Source organism: Cryocola sp. 340MFSha3.1 (assembly GCF_000383315.1).
Classification (GTDB): Bacteria; Actinomycetota; Actinomycetes; order Actinomycetales; family Microbacteriaceae; genus Leifsonia.
Genome location: NZ_KB911087.1, coordinates 386361 through 405520, shown reverse-complemented (window position 1 = coordinate 405520; position 19160 = coordinate 386361). Strand labels below are relative to the sequence as shown.

Sequence of the window (19160 nt, the reverse complement as noted above, 5' to 3'; positions counted from 1 at the left end):
GGAGGGCACCGTGCCGGTCTACCTCGACCACGCCGCCACCACGCCGATGCGCCCGGAGGCGATCGCCGCCTACACCGAGGCCATGGGCGTTGTCGGCAACCCGTCGAGCATCCACAGTCAGGGGCAGCAGGCCAGGCGGATGCTGGAGGAGGCCCGCGAGACCGTCGCAGCGAGCCTCGGCGCCGACCCGATCGAGGTGGTGTTCACCTCCGGCGGCACGGAGGCCATCAACCTCGCGATCAAGGGCATGTTCTGGGCACGCAACGACGGGGCGCGCCGGCCGCGCATCCTGGCCCCCGGAGGGGAGCACCACGCCACGGTCGACACCGTCGAGTGGCTGGAGCGCGCCGAGGGGGCCGAGATTTCGTGGCTGCCCCTCGACGGTGACGGCCGCATCCTCATGCCGGAGCGGATCGCGGGAGACGACGCTGCTCTGCTGACTTTCTTGGCGGTCAACAACGAGGTCGGCACCATCCAGCCCGTGACGGCGCTCGCCGCGGTCGCGCGGTCGGCGGGCGTCCCGGTGCATGTGGATGCGGTGGCCGCGTACGGGCACCTGCCCATCGACTTCGCCGGGCTGGAAGTGGATGCGCTCAGCGTCTCGGCGCACAAGATCGGCGGGCCGGTGGGGATCGGTGCGCTCGTGCTGAGCCGTGCATCCACCGTCGTCCCGCTGATCCACGGTGGCGGCCAGCAGCGGCAGGTGCGCAGCGGGACCCAGGACGTCGCGGCCGCGGTCTCGTTCGCCACGGCCGCCCAGCTGGCCGAAGCGGAACGCGAGGCGGAGACGGCGCGGCTCTCCGCGCTGCGCGACCGTCTGATCACGGGCGTGCGCGCGGCGGTGCCGGAGGCGGTGCTCAGCGGGCCCGATCCGGTGTCGGGGGAGCGCGTCGCTTCGAATGCGCACTTCACCTTCCCCGGCGCGCAGGGCGACTCGCTGCTGTTCCTGCTCGATCTGGCGGGCGTGTCCGTGTCGACCGGTTCGGCGTGCCAGGCGGGCATCCCGGAGCCGTCGCACGTGCTGCTCGCGATGGGACGCGATGAGACGGAGGCGCGCAGCGCCTTGCGGTTCACGCTGGGGCGGGGGTCGACGGACGCCGACGTGGATGCGCTGCTCGCGGCCCTGCCGGGCGCGTACGCGCAGGCATCGCGCGCGGGGCTCGCGGAGCGGGCGCCGCGCCTCGGCCGCTAGCGTCCGCCGTTCTCGTCCGTGTGGACCGAGATTTGGCGCAAATCGTCGTTATGCGGCCGCGATAACCGAGATTTGGCGCAAATCTCTCGCGTGGTGGACGGCGGGTAGAATCGGCGGGTGAAAGTTCTGGCGGCGATGAGCGGTGGTGTCGACTCCGCAGTGGCGGCGGCGCGGGCCGTCGAAGCGGGGCACGACGTGGTCGGAGTGCACCTGGCGCTGAGCCGGATGCCCGGGACGCTGCGCACCGGAAGCCGCGGCTGCTGCACGATCGAGGACTCGATGGATGCGCAGCGCGCCGCGAACATCATCGGCATCCCGTACTACGTCTGGGACTTCTCCGAGCGCTTCAAGCTCGACGTGGTCGACGACTTCATAGCGGAGTACTCGGCGGGCCGGACGCCCAACCCCTGCATGCGCTGCAACGAGCGCATCAAATTCGCGGCGCTCCTCGAGAAGGCGCTCGACCTCGGCTTCGACGCGGTCTGCACTGGCCACTACGCGGCCATCGTCGCCGACGAGCACGGCAACCGCGAGCTTCACCGAGCGAGCGCGTGGGCGAAGGACCAGTCGTACGTGCTCGGCGTGCTGACCGCCGAGCAGCTGGCGCACGCGATGTTCCCCCTCGGCGCGACTCCGTCGAAGGCGGAGGTGCGGGCGGAGGCCGCCGCGCGCGGCCTGAGCGTCGCGAACAAGCCGGACTCGCACGACATCTGCTTCATCCCCGACGGCGACACCCGCGGCTGGCTGGCCGAGCGCGTCGGCACCGCGACGGGCGACATCGTCGACCGCGAGGGCAACCGGCTCGGCACGCACGAGGGTGCGCACGCCTACACGGTCGGTCAGCGGAAGGGCCTGAACGTCGGCTACCCGTCTCCGGACGGCCGCCCGCGGTTCGTCCTGGAGGTGCGGCCGAAAGAGAACACGGTCGTCGTCGGCCCGCGCGAGGCGCTCGACATCGCCGAGATCGCCGGCTCCCGCTTCACCTGGGCCGGGATGCCCCCAGCCGATCCGTCCACGCCGTTCGCCTGCGAGGTGCAGATCCGCGCCCACGCCGACCCGGTGCCCGCCGTCGCGTCCGTCACCGGCGGCGAGCTCCTCATCCGCCCGGATGTGCCCCTGAACGGCGTCGCCCCCGGCCAGACCGCCGTCGTCTACGTCGGCACCCGCGTCCTCGGCCAGACCACGATCGACCGCACCGTCTCCGCCGTCCCCGCCTGACCCTCCGCCCCGCCGTCGAGTCCGCGAACCTTGCACGCTGCGACGGCGTTTCGCGTGCAAAGTTCGCGGACTCGACGGTGGGCGGAGGCCGCGAGGGGAGACGGAGGGCTGAGGCCGCGGCGTCGGAGGTCGCGAATAAGCTTGGGGGGTGGCGATCGAGACGACGACCGACGACCAGCTCGCGGAAGCGCGAGCCGAGGCGCAGCAGCTGACCACCCGCATCCTGGAGCTCCGGGACGCGTACTACGAGCGCGACACGGTGCTCGTCAGCGACGAGGAGTACGACCGCATGATGCGGCGGCTCGAGGAGCTGGAGCGGCTGCATCCGGAGCTCCAGTCGCAGGACAGCCCGACGCAGACGGTCGGCGGCCGCGCCCAGACGACCCTGTTCGCGCCGGTGCAGCATGCCGAGCGGATGCTGAGCCTCGACAACGTCTTCTCGCTGGAGGAGTTCGAGGCGTGGGCTGCGAAGGTCGAGCGTGACGCCGGCCGGCGCGTCGACTACCTGTGCGAGCTCAAGATCGACGGCCTGGCGATCAACCTGCGTTACGAGAACGGCGTGCTCGTCACGGCGGCCACCCGCGGCGACGGCGTGGTCGGCGAGGACGTGACCGAGAACATCCGTTGGATCCCGGCGATCCCGAGCCGGCTCGCCACCGACGAGCCCCCGGCGCTCGTGGAGGTGCGCGGCGAGGTGTTCTTCCCCGTCGCCGAGTTCGAGGAACTCAACGCGCATCAGCAGGAGGCCGGTGAACGTGTGTTCGCCAACGCCCGCAACGCGGCGAGCGGGTCGCTCCGGCAGAAGGCCGAGGGCAAGAACCCCGCGCAGCTGGAACTCATGCGCAACCGCCTGCGCCGCCTCCACATGCTCGTCCACGGCATCGGCGCCTGGAACAACCCGCCCGTCGATGCGCAGTCGAAGGTCTACGACCTGCTGAAGGGATGGGGCCTCCCGACTTCTACGCACTACCGCGTTGTCGACGAGGTGAGGAAGGTCGACGAGTTCATCGAGTACTACGGCCAGCACCGCGGCGCGGTCGAGCACGAGATCGACGGCATCGTCATCAAGGTGGACGAGCTGGCGCTGCACGACGAGCTGGGCGCCACCAGCCGTGCGCCTCGCTGGGCCATCGCGTACAAGTACCCGCCGGAGCAGGTGAACACCAAGCTGCTCGACATCGTCGTCAGCGTCGGTCGCACCGGCCGGGCGACGCCGTTCGCCGTCATGGAGAAGGTGCGCGTCGCCGGGTCCGAGGTGCGCCAGGCCACCCTGCACAACCAGGAGGTCGTCAAGGCGAAGGGCGTCCTCATCGGCGACACCGTCGTGCTGCGCAAGGCGGGGGATGTGATCCCCGAGGTCCTCGGCCCGGTGGTCGAGCTGCGCGACGGCACGGAGCGCGAGTTCGTCATGCCCGAGAACTGCCCCGAGTGCGGCACGCGTCTCGCGCCCGCCAAGGAGGGCGACATCGACCTGCGCTGCCCCAACGCCGAGTTCTGTCCGGCGCAGGTGCGCGGCCGTGTCGAGCACATCGGCTCGCGCGGCGCCCTCGACATCGAGGCGCTCGGGGAGGTCGCGGCCGCCGCACTGACCCAGCCGCGCTTCCCCGCGGAGCCGCCGCTCCCGACGGAGGCCGGGCTGTTCGGGCTGACCCTCGCCGACCTGTTCCCGATCGAGGTCGTGGTGCGGGATTCGGAGACCGGGCTGCCGAAACTGACCGACGCGGGGGAGGAGAAGGTAGACACTCCGTTCCGCCGTCGCCGCCAGAAGAAGGACGGCGAGTTCGACCCGGCCGCGGAGGAGTTCTTCGGCGACGAACTGTACGTCCCGTCCAAGAACGCGGTCGAGCTGCTCGCCAACCTCGCTGCGGCCCGCGAGAAGCCGCTCTGGCGCATCCTGGTCGCCCTGAACATCCGCCACGTCGGCCCGGTGGCGGCCCGCGCGCTCGCGAACCACTTCGGATCGCTCGACGCGATCCGGTCCGCCTCGCGCGATGAGCTGGCCGCGGTGGATGGCGTCGGCGGCATCATCGCGGACGCCGTCCTCGCCTGGTTCGAGGTCGACTGGCACCGCGAGATCGTGGAGAAATGGGCCGCGGACGGCGTGCAGTTCACCACGCCGGGGCACCCCGGTCCTGGCCGAGCGGATGACGCGGGCGGCGTGCTCGCCGGCCTCACGATCGTGGCGACCGGGTCGCTCGAGGGCTTCACCCGGGAGGGTGCCCAGGAGGCGATCATCGCCGCGGGAGGCAAGGCGGCATCCAGTGTCTCGAAGAAGACGGATTTCGTGGCCGCGGGGCCGGGCGCGGGGTCGAAACTCGCCAAGGCGGAGGAGCTCGGCGTGCGCATCATCGACGCCGCCCAATTCAAGACGCTGGTCGAAGAAGGGCCCGCAGCACTCGATTTGTGACGTTTTCGGTCCTCCTTCTCGCGGACAGGAGAGAAATTCTCCCCCTGAATCGGGGGTAGAACGGCTCGCCGTCGGCCACCCGTTCATGGGTAGAGTCGATATGTGCGCTCCCCCCGGACGCACACGCAAAAGGGCTTAGCTCGCTCGCTCTCGGAGGGACCCGGACGGAGTGCTGGTCGGCTTTGCAGCTGTTCTCACTGTTACCTCGGCGGTCTCCGGACTGACTGGGGTTTCCGTGCTGCCCGCAGACACCCCGGCGGCACCCATCTCGGCGGTCTCGTACGCGTCCGTCCCGGCCCTGAACACCTCCGCTTCCGGCCCCGTCTCCGACGTCCCCGCCGGGCCAGCGGCCCGCTCCGCGTCGACCGCATTCCTCGGCGCCATCGCCAGCGTGGACGCCTCGGCTCTGCCGTCCTTCCTCGACGCCAACCGCGCGAAGCTCGACGCGCTCCTCCTCGACGCCCCGGCGGCGGTGGATGTGAGCCGCCTCTGGAACCTGATCGACCCCGACAAGCAGAAGGCGCTGATCCAGGCCGCGCCACATGTCATCGGCAACCTGGAGGGCGTCCCGTACGACGTGCGGGGCCGCGCGAACACCGTCGACCTCAAGCAGACGATGGCGAGCATCACCAAGACCCTCAAGACGGAGCACGGACGCGCGGAGCGCGTGGCCCTGCAGCGCCAGCTCGACACCCTGCACAACGTCTCGACCGCGCTCTCGAAGCACGACGGGGTCAAGCGGACGTTGGTCACCCTCGACCCGTCGGCCGACGCGAAGGCCGCGATCGTCGTCGGCGACATCCGCACGGCGAAGTACGTGAGCGTGCTGGTGCCCGGCATGTACATGTCCGTCGGCGAGCAGATCGAGTCGTGGGCGAAGGTCGCCCAGGAGCAGTACGACCTGCAGACCGGGTTCCTGCGGCGCGTCCTCGGTCCGCGCGGCAACGGGGGAGCGCCGGGCGTCGCCGTCGTCGCGTGGATCGGCTACCAGACGCCCGTGCTCACCAACATCGGCGGGACCGCCTTGGCGGAGCAGGGCGCCGACAGCCTGGAGCGCACGCTCGAGGGCATCCGGGCGCTCCGCGGCGCCGACCAGCCGTACCTGAGCGTCTTCGCCCACTCCTACGGCTCCACGGCCGCCCTGATGGCGCTCGAACGGCACACCGTCACGGTGGATGCGCTGGCGCTGATGGGATCGCCGGGGAGTGCCGCGCAGTCGGTCGCCGGACTCGCGGTGAGCAACGGGAACGTCTTCGTGGGCGAGGCCCCGATGGATCCGATCGTCAACAGCGCCTTCTTCGGCAGTGACCCCGGCTCGCCGGGGTACGGCGCGAAGCCGATGGGGGTGGGCGGCGCCGTCGACCCGCTGACGCATGCGTCGCTGGCCGGGTCGACCGGTCACAACGAGTACTTCACCGCGGGGACCGAGTGCATGCGCAACCTGTCCATGATCGGCATCGACCGCGGCGACCTGGTGATCAGCGGGACGACGTCGGGCGCCTCGGACCCGAAGGCCCTCGCGGCGTCCTCCCGCTGACCGCATCCCGAGCCTCCGCCCTGTTGTCGGCGGCGCAGCACATAATGGATGGGATGCGACCGGACGACGACCCTTCCCCCACCCAGCGGGGATCGAGCCGCCGCGCCTTCCTGAAGGGCGCCGGCCTGGTGGCCGCCGGTGCGGTCGCGGGCGGCGCGGCCGGCGGTGCAGCGGGCGCGAGTCTCGGCGCGGCAGCGGGCCGCACCTCTCCGACCGCGGACGAGTCCGGCGAGGAGTACCCGCCACTTCCTCCGCGCGGCGACGGGCCGGGGTTCGACCACCTGGTCGTGCTGATGTACGAGAACCGCTCCTTCGACAACCTGCTCGGCCATCTCTACGACGAGGAGACCCTGCCGAAGGGCAAGCGGTTCGAGGGGCTGGCGTTCGGCGACTACAGCAACCCGGACCCGGCGGGCGGCCCCGACATCCCCGCGCACATCTACCAGGGCACCACCGACTTCGTGATGCGCCAGCCGTCGCCCGACCCCGGCGAGGTCTACCCGCATGTCAACACGCAGCTGTACGACGTCGTCGACCCGCCGTCGAACGCCGATGCGCGCGTGCGCGAGATGCAGCCGCCCTACAACGCACCGCCTCCGGGAGCGCGGCCGGGCATGCGCGGCTTCGTACGCGACTACATGGGCGTGCTCCGCAAGGACACCGGGCGCGAACCGGCGGTGGACGACTACCGCCGCGTGATGGGCGGATTCTCGCCCGACATGCTCCCGGTCTTCTCGACCCTGGCCCGCCAGTTCGCGGTCTACGACGACTGGCACTGCGCCGTTCCCTCGCAGACGTTCTGCAACCGGTCGTTCTTCAACGCGTCCACCTCGCACGGCTACGTCGACAACGGCGGCGCCGAGGGGCTGCGCAAGTGGTTCGACCCGAAGAACGACGCGCCGACCATCTTCAACCGGTTGGAGGAGGCGGGTCGCAGCTGGCGGGTCTACTTCGACGACCGGCAGCTGATCTCCCTGACCGGATTCATCCACGCCCCCGCGCTGGAGCCCTACTGGAAGACGCACTTCCGGACGATGTCGCAGTTCTACGCGGATGTCGCCGAGGGAACCCTGCCGGACTACGCCTTCGTCGAGCCGCGGCTGCTCTACGACCACAACGACATGCATCCCCCGGGCGGCCCGATGACGGGGGAGGACGTGGCCGGCGAGGTCGTCGTCGGAGGCGCGATCTCGGACGTCCGTGCGGGCGACCTGCTGCTGCACAAGGTCTATTCGGCCATCCGCTCCGCGCGCAGCGCGAAGGGCTCCAACGCGCTCAACACCCTGCTGCTGGTGACGTTCGACGAGCACGGCGGCACCTACGACCACGTCCCGCCGGGTCCGGCTACGCCGCCGGACGACAGCGGCCCGGGCGAGAACGGCTTCTGCTTCGACCGCCTCGGTGTCCGGGTGCCCGCCATCGCGATCTCGGCGTACACGGCCCGCAACACGATCATCCACGACGAGATGCACCACTCGGCGGTCGTCGCGACACTGTGCAAGAAGTTCGGGATGAAGCACCTCACCGAGCGCGACCGCGGCGCCAGGACGATCGACAACGCGATCAACCGCACGACCCCGCGGCAGCCGGGCACCTGGCCGGACACGCATCCCCAGTACCTCCCGGCGAACCCGGAGTCCGACGCGCCGGCGCCGGAGGACGAGGACCGTCCGCTCAGCCCGCCGGGCATCGGCCTCGTCGGTCTGCTGATGGCACGCTACGGCGCGCCGGGCGCGTCGGTGCCGCGGACCTACAAGGAGGCGTACCAAGCGGTCAACGGGCTGGGGCGCGGGCTGTTCGGCGCGCCCTAGAATCGATAGGGCGGGCCGCGACGCGAGCTCCCGTCACCCCAACACCGAATCCACGGAGACGCACCTTGTCTGAAACCAGCGCAAGCGAGATCAGCGCAGAGCAGGTCGCGCACCTGGCGAACCTCGCCAGGATCGACCTCAGCCCGGAAGAGCTCGAGAGCCTCACGAAGGAGCTCGGCCAGATCGTCGAGTCCGTCGCGAAGGTCCAGGAGGTGGCCGGGCCCGACGTCCCGGCGACCAGCCACCCGCTCCCGCTCACCAATGTGTTCCGGAAGGACGAGGTCCGGCCGTCGCTGACCGTGGAGCAGGCGCTGTCCGGTGCTCCCGAGCGCGAGGGCGACCGCTTCAAGGTGCCCACCATCCTGGACGAGGAGTAGGACGACATGACAGACCTGATCAGGCTCTCCGCCTCCGCCCTCGCCGAGAAGCTCGCCGCGGGCGAGGTCTCCTCCGTCGACGCCGTCCGCGCCCACCTCGACCGCATCGAGTCCGTCGACGCGGACGTGCACGCGTTCCTCCACGTCGCCGGCGAGAAGGCGATCCGCACCGCCGCCGAGATCGACGGCCGCCGTGCGGCGGGCGACCCGCTCGGCCCGCTCGCCGGTGTGCCCATCGCCATCAAGGACGTCCTGGCGACGGAGGACATGCCGTCGACCTCCGGCTCGAAGATCCTCGAGGGCTGGATCCCGCCCTACGACGCCACCGTCGTCCGGCGGCTGCGCGAGGCCGACCTCGTGCCGCTCGGCAAGACGAACATGGACGAGTTCGCCATGGGCTCCTCGACGGAGCACTCGGCGTACGGCCCGACCCGCAACCCGTGGGACCTGGAGCGCATCCCCGGTGGATCGGGTGGAGGCTCGGCCGCGGCCGTCTCCGCCTTCGAGGCCCCTCTCGCGCTCGGCTCCGACACCGGCGGCTCGATCCGCCAGCCCGCCGCGGTGACCGGCTCGGTCGGCGTGAAGCCGACGTACGGCGGCGTCAGCCGGTACGGCGCGATCGCCCTGGCGAGCTCGCTCGATCAGGTGGGCCCCGTGTCCCGCAGCGTGCTCGACGCCGGCCTCCTTCACGACGTGATCGCCGGTCACGACCCGCTCGACTCCACCTCGCTGGCCGACACCTGGCCGTCGATGGCCGATGCCGCCCGCGCCGGACACCGGGACGGGGCGCTGAAGGGCGTCCGTGTCGGCGTCATCCGCGAGATCGCCGGTGACGGCTTCCAGTCGGGCGTCAAGCAGCGCTTCGACGAGGCGCTCGCCCTGCTCGAGTCCGCCGGGGCCGAGATCGTCGAGGTCAGCGCTCCGAGCTTCGAGTACGCGGTCTCGGCGTACTACCTGATCCTCCCGGCGGAGGCCTCGAGCAACCTGGCGCGCTTCGACTCGGTGCGCTTCGGTCTGCGCGTCAACCCGGCCGACCCGCCGGTGACCGTCGAGCGCGTGATGGCGGCGACCCGCGACGCCGGCTTCGGCCCGGAGGTCAAGCGGCGCATCATCCTGGGCACCTACGCCCTGAGCGCCGGCTACTACGACGCCTACTACGGCAGTGCGCAGAAGGTGCGCACGCTCATCCAGCGCGACTTCTCCGCCGCGTTCGAGAAGGTGGATGTGCTGGTCAGCCCGAGCGCGCCGACCACCGCCTTCAAGCTGGGCGAGAAGATCGACGACCCGATGGCGATGTACCTGAACGACATCACCACCATCCCGGCGAACCTCGCCGGCGTTCCGGGCATGGGCCTGCCGATCGGCCTCGCACCGGAGGACGGGCTGCCGGTCGGCATGCAGCTGATGGCGCCCGCCCGTGCGGATGCCCGCCTCTACACGTTCGGGGCGGCGCTCGAGCAGCTGCTCGAGCAGAAGTGGGGAGGCACACTGCTCAGCCAGGCGCCGGATCTGAGCGCCACCGAGATGTTCGCGAGCGAAGAGGGAGCCGTCTGATGGCGAACGCCACTGCCCACACAGCAGAGCTGATGGACTACGAGAAGGCGCTCGAACTGTTCGAGCCCGTTCTCGGCTTCGAGGTCCACGTCGAGCTGAACACCAAGACCAAGATGTTCTGCGGCTGCGCCAACGAGTTCGGTTCTGGCGCCAACACGAACACCTGCCCGACCTGTCTCGGACTCCCCGGCGGCATGCCGCAGGTGAACGAGAAGGCCATCGAGTCGAGCATCCGGCTCGGCCTCGCCCTCGGCTGCGACATCGCCGAGTCGAGCCGGTTCGCGCGGAAGAACTACTTCTACCCGGACCTGGCCAAGAACTTCCAGACCTCGCAGTACGACGAGCCGATCGCGCACGATGGGTCGATCACCATCGAGCTGGAGAACGGCCGCGAGCTGACGATCGAGATCGAGCGCGCGCACATGGAGGAGGACGCGGGCAAGCTGACCCACGTCGGCGGCGCCACCGGCCGCATCCAGGGCGCCGACTACTCGCTGGTCGACTTCAACCGCGGCGGTGTGCCGCTGGTCGAGATCGTGACCAAGATCATCGAGGGCGCCGAGGCGGACGCGCCGGAGGTCGGCCGCACGTATGTGCGCGCCATCCGCGACATCGTGAAGGCGCTCGGCGTCTCGAACGCCCGCATGGAGGAGGGGAACGTGCGCTGCGACGCCAACGTCTCCCTGCGCCGCCGTGGGTCGACCAAGCTCGGCACGCGCACCGAGACGAAGAACGTGAACTCGTTGCGCTCCATCGAGCGGGCGGTCCGCTACGAGATCCAGCGCCAGGCCGCGATCCTCGAGGCGGGCGGCACCATCGTGCAGGAGACGCGCCACTGGCACGAGGACTCCGGCACGACGAGCGCCGGCCGCCCCAAGTCGGACGCCGACGACTACCGCTACTTCCCGGAGCCCGACCTCGTGCCGGTCGCCCCGGCCCGCGAGTGGATCGACGAGCTCCGCGGCACGCTCCCGGAGCAGCCGTCGCTGCGCCGCAAGCGCCTGACCGCGGAGTGGGGCTTCACGGCTCTCGAGTTCCAGGACGTCGCCAACGCCGACCTGCTGGACGAGGTCGAGGCCACGATCGCCGCCGGCGCCGACCCCGCTGCCGCCCGAAAGTGGTGGACCGGCGAGATCGCCCGCCTCGCGAACGCGCAGAACGTTCCGGCGGGAACGCTGGTCAGCCCGCAGAACGTCGCCGAACTGGCCGCCCTGATCCAGGCGGGGACGCTCACCGACCGCCTGGCTCGCCAGGTGCTCGAGGGCGTCATCGCGGGGGAGGGACGGCCCCAGGAGGTCGTCGATGCCCGCGGCCTCGCGGTGGTCTCCGACGACGGCGCGCTGATCGCGGCCATCGACGAGGCGCTGGCGTCGCAGCCGGATGTGCTCGCGAAGATCCGCGACGGCAAGGTGCAGGCCGCCGGAGCCGTCATCGGCGCCGTCATGAAGGCGATGCGCGGCCAGGCGGATGCGGCACGCGTGCGCGAGCTGGTGCTCGAGCGCGCGAGCGCCACGGAGTAGCCAGGCGCGTGGGCGGGATCCTCGTCGAACGGGTGACGGCGGAGAGTGCGGAGGCCGACGCCTCCGCGCTCTCCGCCGTGCTCGCCGAGACGGTGGAGGGCGGCGCGAGCGTCGGCTGGATCGTGCCGCCGTCGCCCGAGGAGGCGACCGCCTGGTGGCGCGCGCTGTTCGCGGATGCGGGAGCCACGACCTGGGTCGCCCGGGAGCCGGACGGGCGCACCATCGGCACGATCACGCTGCTGCGTTCCCCGAAGCCGAACGGCCCTCACCGCGGGGAGGTCGTCAAGCTCATGGTGCATCCCGCCGCCCGCGGCCGCGGTGTCGCTCCGGCACTGATGGCGGCGCTCGAACGGCACGCGGAGCAGACCGGGCTGACCCTCCTCGTGCTCGACACGGAGACCGGCAGCCTGGCGGAGACGCTGTACCGCCGGTGGGGCTGGAGCGCGGTCGGCAGCATCCCGGACTTCGCCGTCCGCCCGTCCGGACTGCTCGGCGCCACGACGATCATGTACAAGCGTCTGGGCCCGGCGGCCCCGGCACCGGAGCTGTTTGCGGACTCCCAGGCGGCGCGTGCAGAGTAGGCGCATGGGCGTCTTCACTCTCGGCGGTCTGACCTCCGCACCGGCCTCCTCCCGCACCGACCTCCTCGCTCCGGCCACCCTCGAAGCGCTCGAGGCGCTCGGCTGGCTGGACGAGGTGGGCAACGTCGAGATCGACCCCGACGTGTCCGACACGGCCGCGACGCGCGATCAGTTCGGTCTGGATGCCGCCGACCTCGCCAACTGCGTGGTGGTCGCGGGCAAGCGCGAGGGCGTGGAGCGGATCGCCGCGTGCGTCGTCCTGTCGACCACCCGGGCGGATGTCAACAACACCGTCAAGCGCTTCCTGGACGTGCGCAAGGCGTCCTTCCTGCCGATGGACCGCGCCGTGGAGCTGACCGGCATGGAGTACGGCGGGATCACCCCGATCGGCCTTCCCGCCGGCTGGCCGGTGCTCGTCGACGCGCGCGTGATCGACGACGGCGTAGTGATCATCGGGTCCGGCGTCCGCCGCTCCAAGATCCTTCTCCCCGGCCGCCTGCTCGGGGAGCTGCCCGACGCGCAGGTCATCGACGGTCTCGGCCTCGAGATCCCGGGATGAGCGTGGCCGCATGACCGGAGCCGCCGTCGAACGGGTGCTCGCACCCGTCCGCTCGCGTCTGATCGAGACCCTGGCCGGGCGATCGGATGAGGTGCCTGCCTGGATCCTGCGGCTGGAGGACGGCGGGGACGAGGGCTTCTTCGGTCCCGACAGCGCTGCCTGGGCGGTGCACGGCGGCATGCCGACGCTCGTCGCCGGGGTGCGCGCCCTGCTGCTTCAGGCCCTGCACCCGGGCGCGCTGGCCGGAGTGCGCGACTTCTCCCGCTACCGGGAGGACCCGCTCGGCCGGCTGGCGGGGACCATCCAATGGATCCACACCGTCACGTTCGGCAGCCGGGGACAGGCCGTCGCGGGGAGTGAGATGGTGCGGTCCCTGCACCGCCGGGTCACCGGCACCTACGTCGACGGGCACGGCGTCGAGCGGCCGTACTCGGCCAACGACCCCGACCTCGCCCGCTGGGTGCACCTCGCCTTCACCGACGCGTTCCTGACGGCGCACGAGCACTGGGGCGGTCCCATCCCGGGCGGAGCGGACGGTTACGTGGCCGAGTGGGCCACGGCGGCGGAGCTCATGGGGGTGCCGGATGCTCCGCGATCCGCAGCGGCGTTGCGGGCCGAGATCGACGCGGTCACCGACGCGGGGGAGCTGCGCGGCGGTCCGGAGGTCGAGGAGATCGTGCGGTTCATCCGCCGGGCTCCGCTCCGCCGCACGCTGCGACCGTCGTACCGCATCGTTTTCCGTGCCGCCGTGTCCACGCTCGAACCGCGGCACCGCGACGTCCTCGGACTGCCGACCACGGCGGCCGAGCGCGTGCTTCCGCTCCACGGTGCGACCTCCGCGGTGCTCGCCGGAGCCCGCACTCTGCTCGGTCCGCAGCCGCAGGCGGAGCTGGCGGCACGGCGACGGCTCGCCCGGCTCGGCGCGGCCTGACCCGCCCAGCCTGACCTGCCGGCGCCCGCGCGTGCGAGGATGACGGCATGAGCGACGCCGGCGCCGACCAGACCCAGACCCAGACCGAGACGCAGACCCGCACTCGCACCGTCCACTGGGAGGACCCGGCTCCGGGCGTCGCCCGGATGCCCAGCATGACCGGGCTGGAGTACCTCCGGTCGATGCTGCGCGGTGAGCTGCCGCCGCCTCCCATCACCGAGCTGATGCGCATGACGCTGGTGGCCGCCGACCCGGGGACGGCCACGTTCGTGTGCGAGCCGGACGAGTCGCACGACAACCCGATCGGGACGGTGCACGGCGGGTTCGTGTGCACCGTGCTCGATTCCGCGCTCGGGTGCGCGGTGCAGACGACGCTGCCGCAGGGTCAGGGGTACACATCCATCCAGATCACCGTCAACTACCTGCGCCCGGTGCACGCGGGGACCGGTCCACTGACCTGCACCGCGACCGTGACGAAGCCCGGCAACCGCGTCGCCTTCGCCGACGGAGTCATCACGGATGCTGCGGGCAAGACGGTCGCTACGGCGACCGGTTCGCTGCTGGTGTTCCCGATCGGCGGCTGACGCCCGACCGCGCGGCTATTTCGCCTGTGCGGCGAGCAGCTGGTCGCGCACTTTGCGGCGGATGACCTTGCCGACGATCGAGCGCGGCAGCTCGTCCACCTGCACGACGTGCTTCGGGACCTTGTACGGGGTGAGGCAGTCGCGGCCGAATGCGCGGATGGCCTCCTCGTCGAAGGATGCGCCGGGCTCCATCACGACGGCGGCGACCACGTCCTCGCCGCCGCGGCGGTGGGGGAGCCCGACCACGGCGATGTCGGCGACGCCCGGGAAGGAGCGCAGGGCGTCCTCCACCTCGGTCGGCGACACGTTGAAGCCACCGGTGACGATGAGCTCCTTGATGCGGTCGACGATGCGGACGAAGCCGTCCTCATCCATCGTGACGATGTCGCCGGTGCGGAACCAGCCGTCGTCGGAGAACACCTTGGCGGTCTCGTCGGGCTTCCGCCAGTAGCCCGAGAACACCTGCGGACCGCGCGCGAGCAGCTCGCCCTCCTCGCCGAACGGGCGGTCCACCGAGGGGTCGTCCGGGTCGGCAACGCGCAGCTCCGTGCTCGGCAGAGGGAGGCCGACCGTGCCCTCGCGGCGGGTGGCGCCGACCGGGTTCGCCATCAGCACCGGCGAGCACTCGGAGAGGCCGTAGCCCTCGACGAGGTAGCCGCCGGTCTCGTGCTCCCAGAGGTCGACGATGCCCTGCGGCAGGCTCATGGCGCCCGAGATCGCGATCTGGATGCCCGACAGGGAGACCTTCCGCTTCTCGGCCGCCTGCACCAGCCGTTCGTAGATCGGAGGGACAGCGGGCAGGAAGGTCGCCGGGTGCTTCTTCACCACATCCAGCACCAGGTCGGGGTCGAACTTCGGGAACAGCACCAGCCGCGCCCCCATGCTCATCGCGAAGGTGAGGCAGAGGGTGAGCCCGTACGCGTGGAACAGGGGGAGGACCGCGTAGACGACCGACGTGCCGCGCTCAATGGTCGGCACCCAGGCGCGGGACTGCGCCGCGTTCACGTTCAGGTTGCCGTGACTGAGCATGGCGCCCTTCGGCACACCGGTGGTGCCGGAGGTGTACTGGATGAGGGCCAGGTCGTCACGCTCCGGCCGCGGGGAGGACTTCGCGATCCGGCGGGAGGCGACCAGCGAATCCCAGGAGATGGTTCCGGACACCTTCGCGGTCAGCTGTTCGCGGGCCGTGCGCGCCGCCGGGACCGGGAGCCGCAGCGCGAACCGCTTGGAGGCGGGCATCGCGCGGGTGAGGTCGACGGAGATGACCGTGGTGACGCCGAGGTCTGCGGGGAGGTCCTGCACGGTGGCGGCGACCTTGTCCCAGACGATGGCGACGGTCGCGCCGTGGTCCTCGAACTGGTGGCGGAGCTCGCGCGGTGTGTACAGCGGGTTGTGCTCGACGACCACGGCGCCGAGGCGCAGGACGGCGTAGAACGCCGCGACGTGCTGAGGACAGTTCGGCAGCACGAGCGCGACCCGGTCGCCCTTCGAGACGCCGAGTTTCCGCAGGCCCTCGGCGGCGCGCGCGATCTGGTCGCCCAGCTCGGCGTACGTCGTGGTCGCGCCGAAGAACTCCAGGGCGACGTGCTTGGCGTATGTCTTCACCGACTCGTCGATGAGGTGCGAGAGGGACCCGGCGGGCACCTCCACGTCGGCCGGGACGCCGGGCGCATAGCCGGCGATCCAGGGCTTCGTACTGTACGGGAGGTGCTCGGCGCCCGCGGTCGCGGCTCCGTCGCTCGTCGCGCTGTCGGTGGTCACGGCGGCAAGCCTACGCGGAGGTGACCTGCGCCCGCACGGCGTCCTCGATCGGGGTGTCGCCGCCGATGACCTCCCATTGCCGGCCGATCGCCGCCGGCTCGTCGAGCACGACGGCGATGAGGGTGGCGACATCCTCGCGGGCGATGCTGCCGCGCGGAACGCTGTCGCCGAGCGTGATCCTCCCGGTGCCCTCGTCGGTGGTGAGGCCGCCCGGGCGGAGGATGGTCCAGTCGAGCCCGGAGGCGCGGAGCGCCGTGTCGGCGTCGCGCTTGGCCTCGACGTACGCCTTCCAGACCGGGTCGGCGTCGTCGACCGGAGCGTCGACGCCCCAGGCCGAGACCTGCACGAACCGGCGGATGCCCGCCTTCGCGGTCGCCTCCTGCGACTTCACGGAGCCGCCGTAGTCGACGGTCCGTTTCCTTTCGATGCCCGAGCCGGCTCCGGCCCCGGCGGTGAACACGACCGCGTCGCAACCGCGGATCGCCTCGGCGAGGGTGTCGGCATCCGCCTTCTCGATGTCGACGAGCGCCCCGAGACCGCCGAGGCGGTAGACGTCCTCGGCGTGCTCGTCGTTGCGGACGACACCGACGAAGTCGTCACCGCGGTCGTAGAGCACCCGCATGAGCTGCTGGGCGACTTTTCCGTGGGCTCCGATGATCGCGACTCGAGTCATGACCCCATCCTTCCACCGAGCGTCGGCGGGAGGCGACACGCGTCCGCCTCGCGCGAACGCTCTCGGCGTTCGGGCCGGGCTCTGTTACCGTCGTCTGCATGACCGCCCTGCTCGAGCTCCTCGGACGCGCTTTCGCGTCCGCGCTCGGCATGCTCGGCGGCGGCAGCCCCGCCGGCGTCGTCGCGCTGGCCGGTGTGGCCGGCGCCCTCGGCCTCGTTGCGGTCGTCGCTGCGGCGGCACTCCGGTCGGTGGCGGCTCTCGCCGCCTCCCTGCGGGTGCGCTCCGCGTGGTCCCGGCCGATCCTCCCCGTCGCGGGATGGCTCGCGGAGAGCCAGTCGGCTCCGGACGCCGACGGCCGGCCGCGCCCCAGAGCGCCCGGCGTCTCCCTGCCGGCCGCGTAACCGCACCCCCTATCCCGCCACCGGGCGGACGGCGGCGCCTTCGCGACCAGACGCGTCCGCATCCGTCCGAATCGCAGGGATCACACACTCATGGACTTCTACTCCTGGCCGCCCATCGCGGCCCTCCTCGACGGGGCATACAGCCTCGTCACCGCTCTCTCCACCGCCGTCGAACCGATCGCCGGAACCGCCGCCGGCCTCGTCGCCGTCGTCGTCCTGACGATGCTCGTCCGCGTCGTCCTCGTCCCCGTCGGCGTCAGCCAGGTGCGCGCCGAGTACAGCCGCCGGCGGATCGCCCCCCGCCTCGCCGAGCTGCAGCGCCGGCACAAGGGCGACCGCGAGACGCTCGCCCAGAAGACGATGGAGCTGTACCGCGAGGAGCAGGTGTCGCCGTTCGCCGGGATGCTGCCGCTGCTCGCGCAGATCCCCGTCGTGACGCTGCTGTACGCCGTGTTCACGCATCCCACCATCGCCGGGCACGCCAACACGCTGCTCGGGGAGCACGCCTTCGGGGCGCCTCTCGGAACCAGCTTCGTCGGGCTCACCGGCGCGGGGGCCGGGGTCTGGCCGGGGATCCTCGTCTACTTCGGCGTCCTCGCGTTGATCGCGATCGTGACCACGGTGTCCCGACGGGTGCTGACGCTGCCGCAGCCGGAAGGTTCGACGGCACCGGTCGGGATGCTGCGCGCGCTGTCGTTCCTGCCCTATGTGACCGTGGTCTTCGCGGCGTTCGTCCCGCTGGCGGCCGCCGTCTACATCCTCACGTCGACGACGTGGACGGTCGCCGAGCGGTGGACGCTGCGCCGGCTCCTCGACCCGGCGCGCCGCGCAGGGGGTTCGACGCGGCCGACGACGTCGCACTGACGGGTAGCACTGAGCGGTCGCACAGCCCGAGGGTGGCACGATGGACGGCATGTGGAGACGCGCATCCGGTGATCGATCGGCGACGGGCGGGAGTCCGGAGACAACGGGCCGCCGCAGTCCCGGGCTCGGTGTCGGAGTGCAGGTCTACGTCCGTGAGCATGATCCTGTGTCGTCGGACGACTGGATCGGCGAGCCGACGGGCGTGATCATCGCGCCGGGCGACCGCGGGCTGCGCAACGTCTACGGGCCGCAGGACGGCCTGACGACGTGGACGGTGTCGTTCTTCGAGCCCCAGCACCGACGCGACGGACGCGGACCGTACGAGACGGCGATCATCCCGGCGTCGCTCCTCGTGGCCGAGGAACCGTACGACCGCTGAGGTCCCGCATCCTGCCGCTCCGCTGAACCGGTTCGGCACCCACTACCTCCCGGCGCGCCGCGAACCTACAATGTCGGCATGTTCGTCGAGGGCACCCTTCGATGGCAGGTCACGGAGGACTGCCCGTGGGACCTGCTCGTCGCCCTCGCCGTGCGCGAGCTCGCCGGTCTCCACGGCCGGGTGGAGCCCGCGCTTCCGCGACTCGAGCCGACGGTGCTCCCGGTGCTGCATTCCGGGCGGGCGGAAGCGGTGGACGGGCGTAGTGCATCCGCACCGGTGCCGCGCACCCGACCGGCTCCGTTCATCCATCCCGCTCGTCCCGCCGGACGACCGGCTGCGCCCGCCGCCGACCCGGATGCTGCGCGGGAGGAGGGCGCTGCCGCCCTCGCCCGGCAGTGGGAGGCGTGGTTCGAGGCGGCGGCCGACCGGCACCGCCGGCTCACGGCGCCACTGCTGCGGCCTCCGCATTTCGAGGCGTTCGACCGGGTGATCGAACTGCAGGATGCGGTGATCGCCCACTACGAGGCGGCCGCCGAGTGGGCGACAGCGCGGCACGCCGAGTATCTGGTGGACAGCGCCGAGCACCACGCCCGCCGCGCCGCCGACATCGTGGACGTGGTGCGCGAGCGCGAGCACGAGCTCCGCCGTCAGGCCGGGTACTTCCGGCTCGACATCGACGTGCTGCCGCTCGCCGAGAAAGGCACCTGGATCGTCGGCCCGCACACCGTCGTGGTCAGCGCGTCGCTGCGAAACGACTCCGTCGCCTTCCGCGACTGGCTGCGCCCGCTTGTCGCCGCCCTCGTCTGACGCC

At 71.5% G+C, this 19160-nt stretch carries 18 protein-coding genes; 16 read left to right on the top strand and 2 right to left on the bottom strand.

What is annotated here, in order from left to right; genetic code table 11:
- The first annotated feature begins 10 nt into the window (after nt 1-10).
- From H284_RS0101950 to H284_RS0101895, 12 genes are all read left to right on the top strand, one after another.
- Entirely contained in the window at nt 11-1192 is a 1182-nt protein-coding gene (locus tag H284_RS0101950) for a cysteine desulfurase family protein (RefSeq protein WP_020074969.1), read from the top strand.
- Nucleotides 1193-1309: 117 nt separating this feature from the next.
- Nucleotides 1310-2410: a tRNA 2-thiouridine(34) synthase MnmA gene (gene mnmA / locus H284_RS0101945; RefSeq protein ID WP_026307143.1), complete on the top strand. Its 1101-nt coding sequence runs from the start codon at nt 1310-1312 to the stop codon at nt 2408-2410.
- Nucleotides 2411-2558: 148 nt separating this feature from the next.
- Complete coding sequence (gene ligA / locus H284_RS0101940; protein WP_020074968.1) at nt 2559-4817, top strand: NAD-dependent DNA ligase LigA; 2259 nt, start codon at nt 2559-2561, stop codon at nt 4815-4817.
- Between the two features lie 235 nt (nt 4818-5052).
- Nucleotides 5053-6354 (top strand): alpha/beta hydrolase, encoded by a 1302-nt coding sequence (locus H284_RS0101935; protein WP_020074967.1) that lies wholly within the window; start codon nt 5053-5055, stop codon nt 6352-6354.
- Nucleotides 6355-6407: 53 nt separating this feature from the next.
- Entirely contained in the window at nt 6408-8165 is a 1758-nt protein-coding gene (locus tag H284_RS0101930) for an alkaline phosphatase family protein (RefSeq protein ID WP_020074966.1), read from the top strand.
- Between the two features lie 65 nt (nt 8166-8230).
- Nucleotides 8231-8542, top strand: coding sequence for an Asp-tRNA(Asn)/Glu-tRNA(Gln) amidotransferase subunit GatC (gene gatC, locus H284_RS0101925; RefSeq protein ID WP_018190728.1), 312 nt, complete (start codon nt 8231-8233; stop codon nt 8540-8542).
- Nucleotides 8543-8548: 6 nt separating this feature from the next.
- Nucleotides 8549-10096, top strand: a complete 1548-nt coding sequence (gatA, locus tag H284_RS0101920; RefSeq protein WP_020074965.1) for an Asp-tRNA(Asn)/Glu-tRNA(Gln) amidotransferase subunit GatA — start codon at nt 8549-8551, stop codon at nt 10094-10096.
- Nucleotides 10096-11616, top strand: a complete 1521-nt coding sequence (gatB, locus tag H284_RS0101915; RefSeq protein WP_020074964.1) for an Asp-tRNA(Asn)/Glu-tRNA(Gln) amidotransferase subunit GatB — start codon at nt 10096-10098, stop codon at nt 11614-11616. Before gatA ends, gatB begins: the two co-directional genes overlap by 1 nt.
- 8 nt (nt 11617-11624) lie before the next feature.
- On the top strand, nt 11625-12197 hold the full coding sequence (locus H284_RS0101910; RefSeq protein WP_020074963.1) for a GNAT family N-acetyltransferase: 573 nt from the start codon (nt 11625-11627) through the stop codon (nt 12195-12197).
- 4 nt (nt 12198-12201) lie between these two features.
- A complete protein-coding gene (locus tag H284_RS0101905) occupies nt 12202-12756 on the top strand; it encodes a YbaK/EbsC family protein (RefSeq protein ID WP_020074962.1) in 555 nt (184 codons plus the stop codon).
- Nucleotides 12757-12766: 10 nt separating this feature from the next.
- A complete protein-coding gene (locus H284_RS0101900; protein ID WP_020074961.1) occupies nt 12767-13687 on the top strand; it encodes an oxygenase MpaB family protein in 921 nt (306 codons plus the stop codon).
- Nucleotides 13688-13734: 47 nt separating this feature from the next.
- Nucleotides 13735-14271: a PaaI family thioesterase gene (locus tag H284_RS0101895; RefSeq protein WP_020074960.1), complete on the top strand. Its 537-nt coding sequence runs from the start codon at nt 13735-13737 to the stop codon at nt 14269-14271.
- A gap of 15 nt (nt 14272-14286) precedes the next feature.
- Here the strand turns inward: H284_RS0101895 and H284_RS0101890 are convergent, their stop codons facing one another.
- Together H284_RS0101890 and H284_RS0101885 are read right to left on the bottom strand one after the other, a co-directional pair.
- Entirely contained in the window at nt 14287-16032 is a 1746-nt protein-coding gene (locus H284_RS0101890; RefSeq protein WP_020074959.1) for a long-chain-fatty-acid--CoA ligase, read from the bottom strand.
- 10 nt (nt 16033-16042) lie between these two features.
- Nucleotides 16043-16705, bottom strand: a complete 663-nt coding sequence (locus tag H284_RS0101885) for an SDR family oxidoreductase (protein WP_020074958.1) — start codon at nt 16703-16705, stop codon at nt 16043-16045.
- Between the two features lie 98 nt (nt 16706-16803).
- On the opposite strand from H284_RS0101885, the gene H284_RS0101880 reads away from it, so the two are divergent.
- The 4 genes from H284_RS0101880 to H284_RS0101865 all read left to right on the top strand — a co-directional run bounded on the left by H284_RS0101880 (nt 16804) and on the right by H284_RS0101865 (nt 19156).
- Nucleotides 16804-17106: a DUF6412 domain-containing protein gene (locus tag H284_RS0101880; protein WP_018190737.1), complete on the top strand. Its 303-nt coding sequence runs from the start codon at nt 16804-16806 to the stop codon at nt 17104-17106.
- Between the two features lie 90 nt (nt 17107-17196).
- Nucleotides 17197-17970: a YidC/Oxa1 family membrane protein insertase gene (locus tag H284_RS0101875; protein ID WP_020074957.1), complete on the top strand. Its 774-nt coding sequence runs from the start codon at nt 17197-17199 to the stop codon at nt 17968-17970.
- Between the two features lie 166 nt (nt 17971-18136).
- Complete coding sequence (locus tag H284_RS0101870; protein ID WP_231371044.1) at nt 18137-18349, top strand: hypothetical protein; 213 nt, start codon at nt 18137-18139, stop codon at nt 18347-18349.
- A 78-nt stretch (nt 18350-18427) separates the two neighbouring features.
- Complete coding sequence (locus H284_RS0101865; RefSeq protein ID WP_018190740.1) at nt 18428-19156, top strand: hypothetical protein; 729 nt, start codon at nt 18428-18430, stop codon at nt 19154-19156.
- The last annotated feature ends 4 nt before the right edge of the window (nt 19157-19160 follow it).